At 69.0% G+C, this 5,894-nt stretch carries 4 protein-coding genes; 2 read left to right on the forward strand and 2 right to left on the reverse strand.

The window, feature by feature from the left end:
- Positions 1–42: 42 nt before the first annotated feature.
- Together ACFU99_RS30035 and ACFU99_RS30040 are read right to left on the reverse strand one after the other, a co-directional pair.
- Positions 43–894 (reverse strand): siderophore-interacting protein, encoded by an 852-nt coding sequence (locus ACFU99_RS30035; protein WP_384397980.1) that lies wholly within the window; start codon positions 892–894, stop codon positions 43–45.
- A 48-nt stretch (positions 895–942) separates the two neighbouring features.
- Positions 943–1,863: a 5'-3' exonuclease H3TH domain-containing protein gene (locus ACFU99_RS30040; RefSeq protein ID WP_384397982.1), complete on the reverse strand. Its 921-nt coding sequence runs from the start codon at positions 1,861–1,863 to the stop codon at positions 943–945.
- A gap of 215 nt (positions 1,864–2,078) precedes the next feature.
- Between ACFU99_RS30040 and ACFU99_RS30045 the strand changes: the two genes are divergently transcribed.
- Complete coding sequence (locus ACFU99_RS30045; RefSeq protein ID WP_384397984.1) at positions 2,079–3,209, forward strand: glycine betaine/L-proline ABC transporter ATP-binding protein; 1,131 nt, start codon at positions 2,079–2,081, stop codon at positions 3,207–3,209.
- Positions 3,202–5,829, forward strand: a complete 2,628-nt coding sequence (locus tag ACFU99_RS30050) for an ABC transporter permease/substrate binding protein (RefSeq protein WP_384397986.1) — start codon at positions 3,202–3,204, stop codon at positions 5,827–5,829. The genes ACFU99_RS30045 and ACFU99_RS30050 overlap by 8 nt, the downstream gene beginning before the upstream one ends.
- Positions 5,830–5,894: the final 65 nt, after the last annotated feature.

The following is a 5,894-nucleotide window of genomic DNA, read 5'->3' on the forward strand; positions in this document are numbered from 1 at the left end:
CCCCGCCGGGGGCCTGCCGCCGTCGTGTGCGTACGCTGCCGCTCAGGACGCGGGCGCGGTCTCCTGCTCGGCTTCCACCTGCTGGTTCCACTCGCGCTTGGAGGCCTGCCAGCCGTCCTCGTCGTGGCCGGCGCGCCAGTAGCCGGAGATGGACAGGCGCTCGCGCGGGATCTCGCGCTCGACGCGCAGGTAGCGCCGCAGCTCCTTCACGAAGCCCGCCTCGCCGTGCACGAACGCCTGGACGTCCCCGGCCGGGAATTCCAGGCCGCGCACGGCCTCGATCAGCTGCGCGCCGACGGCGTCCGCGCCGCGGTGCAGCCAGACGACCTCGGCGTTGGCGGGCAGCTTCAGGTCCTGCTGCTCCGCGGCGTCGGCGACCTCGATGAAGGCCCGTACGGGCACGCCCGCGGGCATCCGCTCCAGGGCCGCGGCGATGGCCGGCAGCGCGCTCTCGTCGCCCGCGAGGAGGTGCCAGCCGGCTTCCTCGCCGGGGGCGTAGGCGCCGCCGGGGCCCATGAAGCAGACCTCGTCGCCGGGCCGGGCGCGTACGGCCCAGGGGCCCGCGACGCCCTCGTCGCCGTGGACGACGAAGTCCACGGCCAGCTCGCGGGCGGCCGGGTCCCAGCTGCGGACGGTGTACGTCCGTACGACCGGCCACTTGTCGCGCGGCATGTCGGCGCGGATCTGGGCCATGTCGAAGGGCTCGGGGTACTCGACGCCGTCGAGCGGGAACACGATCTTGATGTAGTGGTCGGTGAACTCGCCGGCGGCGAACTGTGCCAGGCCCTCGCCGCCGAGCACCACCCGCACCATGTGGGGGGTGAGGCGTTCGGTTCGGATGACCTGGGCGTGGTTCTGCTGCGGCTTCTTGCGGACCGGGCGTTCTGCTGCCACGTCGACTCCCCTGACACGCTGCTAGTTAGTTGTACCTAACTTAACAGTTCAGCCGTGCAGAGTGGAGAGCAACCGCTGAGCCGATCCGCCCAGCCCCCAGCGGGCCGTCAGCTCCGCCAGCGCCCCGGGGTCCCGCGGCTCGCGCGGCAGTGTGGCGTCGAACTCCGGCAGCGGCACGTCCGAGGCGACCCGCACCACCTTCGGCGCGACCGCGATGTAGGGCCGCGCCTCGTCCAGCCGCTTGCGCTGCGAGGGGGTCAGCCTGGAGCCCGGATCGTCCACGGCCGCCATGATCCCGGCGAGGTCGCCATGGGCCGCGAGCAGCTTGGCGGCGGTCTTCTCGCCGATGCCGGGCACCCCCGGCAGACCGTCGCTGGGGTCGCCGCGCAGCAGCGCGAGGTCGACGTAGCCGGGGCCGTCGACCCCGTACTTCTCCCGTAGCAGCGCCTCGTCCACGATCTGGAGGGTGCCCACGCCCTTGACCGGGTAGAGGATCCGGATGCCGCGCCGGTCGTCCACCAGCTGGTAGAGGTCCCGGTCGCCCGTGACGATCGCGACCGGCCCGCGTGCCTGCCCGGCCAGCGTGCCGATCACGTCGTCGGCCTCGTACCCCTGCGCGCCGACGCGGGCGATGCCCACCGCGTCCAGCACGTCCTCGATCACCGGCACCTGCGGGCCCAGCGTGTCGGGGGTCTCCTCGGCGTCGGGGCCGCTCGCGACCTCCTCGGCGACCCGGTGCGCCTTGTAGGAGGGGATGAGGTCCACCCGCCACTGCGGCCGCCAGTCGAAGTCCATGCAGGCGACCAGGGCGTCCGGGCGGTGGTCCTGGACGAGCCGGGCGATGAAGTCGAGGAGGCCGCGCACCGCGTTGACGGGGGTGCCGTCCGGGGCCTTGACGGATTCCGGCACTCCGAAATAGGCGCGGTAGTAGAGGGAGGCGGTGTCGAGGAGCATCAGGCGTCGCGTCACCCGTCGATGATGCCGTATCCGGGGGATGTGAAGAAAATGTGAACTGGGTCACGGACCGGTTTGCTTCACCTAAGTGGGGGCAGGCGCGCAATCGGAGCGGACCCGGTAACAGTTTCAACTACTACTGCTGATCGGACGCGCGGCCGAATCCGCACCGCTCCACGACCCGCCCACGGGGGAGGCGGGTCGTTTTGAGTTCAACTCGAGAGGTGTATGTGTCCAGGCTGCAAGCCGAGCACTTGTACAAAGTGTTCGGCAGACGACCCGAAGCCGCCGTGAAGCGACTCGAAGGCGGCACCAGTCGCGAAGAGCTGCGTTCCGACGGCACCACCGCGGCCGTGATCGATGCCTCGTTCTCTGTCGAGGCCGGCCACATCTTCGTTGTCATGGGTCTGTCCGGGTCCGGCAAGTCCACGTTGCTGCGCATGCTGAACGGGCTTTCGGAGCCGACCAGCGGACGCGTCCTTTTCGACGGGCAGGACCTGACCGAACTGACCCCGCGCGAGCTGCGCAAGGTGCGCTCGCAGAAGATCAGCATGGTCTTCCAGCACTTCGCGCTCTTCCCGCACCGCAGCGTGATGGAGAACGCGGCCTACGGGCTGGAGGTGCAGGGCGTCCCGCGCGAGGAGCGCGACCGGCGCGCCATCGAGGCGCTGGAGCTGGCGGGCCTCAAGGGCTGGGAGAAGTCCTGGCCCGACGAGCTGTCCGGCGGCATGCAGCAGCGCGTGGGCCTGGCCCGCGCGCTCGCCACCGACGCCGACCTGCTCCTGATGGACGAGTCCTTCAGCGCGCTCGACCCGCTGATCCGCCGTGACATGCAGGACCAGCTGCTGGAGCTCCAGGCCCGGCTCAAGAAGACGATCATCTTCATCACGCACGACCTCAACGAGGCCATGCGGCTGGGTGACCGAATAGCCGTCATGCGCGACGGCCGGATCGTCCAGAACGGCACCGCCGAGGACATCCTCGTGCGTCCCGCCAACGACTACGTCGCGTCCTTCATCCAGGACGTCGACCGGTCCCGTGTGCTCACCGCCGGTTCGATCATGGCCGAGCCGAGCACCGCCATCGGCGCCCGTGCAGGCGACGGCACCACGGTCCGCACGGACCAGGACGTCCTGGACGCCGCGCCCGCCACGGTCACCGCCGAGACGCCCATAGCCGAGCTGTTCACGCCCTGCTCCAGCAGCGGCGACGCGGTCGCCGTCACCGGCGCCGACGGGGCGCTCGCGGGCGTCGTGACCCGGGAGCGGCTGCTGTCGGTGCTCGGTGAGCAGCCGCACACCGCGCCGACCGAGGAACCGCCGGCCGGCGAGGCCAAGGCGAAGGTGATCGCCGGTGCCTAGACTCAACTTCGGCAACTGGGTCGAGGAAGCCGTCAAGTGGCTCCAGACCCATATGGAATGGCTGTTCGACTTCATCAGCACGGTGCTGACGGGGATGTACGACGGCGTCGACAAGGTGCTGGGCGCGCCCGAGCCGCTGCTGATGGCCGGCATCTTCGCGGTCATCGCGTTCTGGCTGCGCGGCCTGGTGCCCGCGGTCCTCGCGTTCATCGGCTTCGCGCTGATCGATTCGCTCCAGTTGTGGGACGACGCGATGTCGACCCTCTCGCTGGTGCTCGTCGCGTCCGTCATCACGATCGTGATCGCGGTGCCGCTGGGCATCTGGTCGGCCCGCAACCGCACCGTCAGCGGTGTGCTGCGGCCCGTACTGGACCTCATGCAGACGATGCCCGCCTTCGTCTACCTGATCCCCGGCGTGATGTTCTTCTCGATCGGCCCGATGCCGGGTCTGATCGCGACCATCATCTTCTCGATGCCGCCCGGCGTCCGGATGACCGAGCTCGGCATCCGGCAGGTCGACGGCGAGCTGGTGGAGGCCGCCGAGGCGTTCGGCACGACCCCGCGCGACACGCTCGTACGGGTCCAGCTGCCGCTGGCGCTGCCGACCATCATGGCCGGCATCAACCAGGTCATCATGCTGGCGCTGTCCATGGTCGTCATCGCGGGCATGGCCGGCGCGGGCGGCCTCGGCGAGCAGGTCTACGCCGCGGTCACCCAGGTCAACATCGGCGGCGGTGTGGAGAGCGGCCTGGCCGTCGTCATCCTCGCCATGTACCTGGACCGCATGACCGGCGCGCTCAACCAGCGGGTCTCCCCGCTCGGCCGGCGCGCGCTGGCCAAGGCCGCGGCCGCCATGCGCGGCTCGAAGTTCCTGAACTACCGGCCCGGCACGGCGGTCGCCACCGTCGGCGTCGTGGTTCTCGCGCTCATAGCGGGCGGCATGAACCTGGCGCAGAACGACGACAAGCCGAGCGCCTCCGCGTCCACCAACGTGGGTCACGGCAAGCAGATCAACATGGGCTACATCCCCTGGGACGAGGGCATCGCCACCACGTTCCTGTGGAAGGAGCTGCTGGAGCAGCGCGGCTACAAGCCGAACGTGAAGCAGCTCGACCCGGGCCCGCTCTACTCCGGCATCGCCAAGGGCGACATCGACTTCCAGACCGACGCCTGGCTGCCGACGACGCACAAGGCGTACTGGGAGAAGTACGGCTCCCAGATGACGGACCTCGGCGCCTGGTACGGGCCGACGTCGCTGGAGCTGACCGTCCCGGCCTACATGAAGGACATCAACACGCTTGATGACCTCAAGGGCAAGGCCGGCGAGTTCGGCGGCAAGATCACCGGCATCGAGTCCAGCGCCGGCGAGATGGGCCTGCTCAAGGACAAGGTCCTCCCGGCGTACGGGCTCGACGGCGAGTACAAGATCGTCTCCTCGTCGACCGCGACGATGCTCGCCGACCTGGACCGCCAGATCGCGCAGAAGAAGCCGATCGTCGTCCCGCTGTGGTCGCCGCACTGGGCGTACAGCAAGTACGACCTGAAGAAGCTCAAGGACACCAAGGGCGCCTGGGGCAAGGGCGACGAGCTGCACACCGTCGCCGCCAAGGGCTTCGAGTCCAAGGACCCGACGGTCGCGGGCTGGCTGAAGAACTTCCATATGGACGAGAAGCAGCTGTCCAGCCTGGAGAACACCATCCAGTCGGCGGGCAAGGGCAAGGAGCAGGACGGCGTCCGCACCTGGCTCAAGAAGAACCCGAAGGTCGCGGACACCCTCGCGCCGCTGCCCAAGGGCAAGGGCCAGACCGCCAAGGGCAAGGAGGCCGGCAAGGCCGTCAACATGGGGTACTTCCCGTGGGACGAGGCCATCGCCACCACCTACCTGTGGGAGAACATCCTGGAGGACCGCGGCTACAAGCCGAACGTCAAGCAGCTCGACCCCGGACCGCTCTACACGGCCCTGGCGCAGGGGCAGATGGACGTCCAGTTCGACTCCTGGCTGCCGACCACGCACAAGCAGTACATGGACAAGTACGGGGACAGACTCTCCGATATCGGCGCCTGGTACGGGCCGACGTCGCTGGAGCTGGCCGTGCCGGCCTACATGAAGGACGTCAACACGCTGGACGACCTGAAGAGCAAGGCCGGCGAGTTCGGCGGCAAGATCACCGGCATCGAGTCCAGCGCCGGTGAGATGGGCATCCTCAAGGACAAGGTCATGCCGGCCTACGGGCTCGACGACGACTACAAGCTCGTCTCGTCCTCGACGGCCACGATGCTCGCCGACCTGGACCGCTCGATCACGCAGAAGAAGCCGATCGTCGTGTCGCTGTGGTCCCCGCACTGGGCGTACAACAAGTACGACCTGAAGAAGCTCAAGGACCCGAAGGGCGCCTGGGGCAAGGGCGAGAAGATCCACGTCGTCGGCAAGAAGGCCTTCGGCAAGGACTTCCCGGAGCTCAACGGCTGGCTGAAGAACTTCCACATGGAGGACAAGGACCTCGCTTCCCTGGAGGACCAGATCCAAAAGGGCGGCAAGGGCAACGAGAAGGCGTCCGCCCGCAAGTGGATGGACGACCACGCCGGCATCGTCGACAAGCTGGCGCCCGTCGGCTCGTAACGGTTCCGGCCGCTCGCGCTCCCCGCGCGGCGGCATGCGCAAGGGCCCCGCCCCCGGTCTCGTAC

It is taken from the genome of Streptomyces sp. NPDC057654, from assembly GCF_042800135.1.
Taxonomy (GTDB): domain Bacteria; phylum Actinomycetota; class Actinomycetes; order Streptomycetales; family Streptomycetaceae; genus Streptomyces.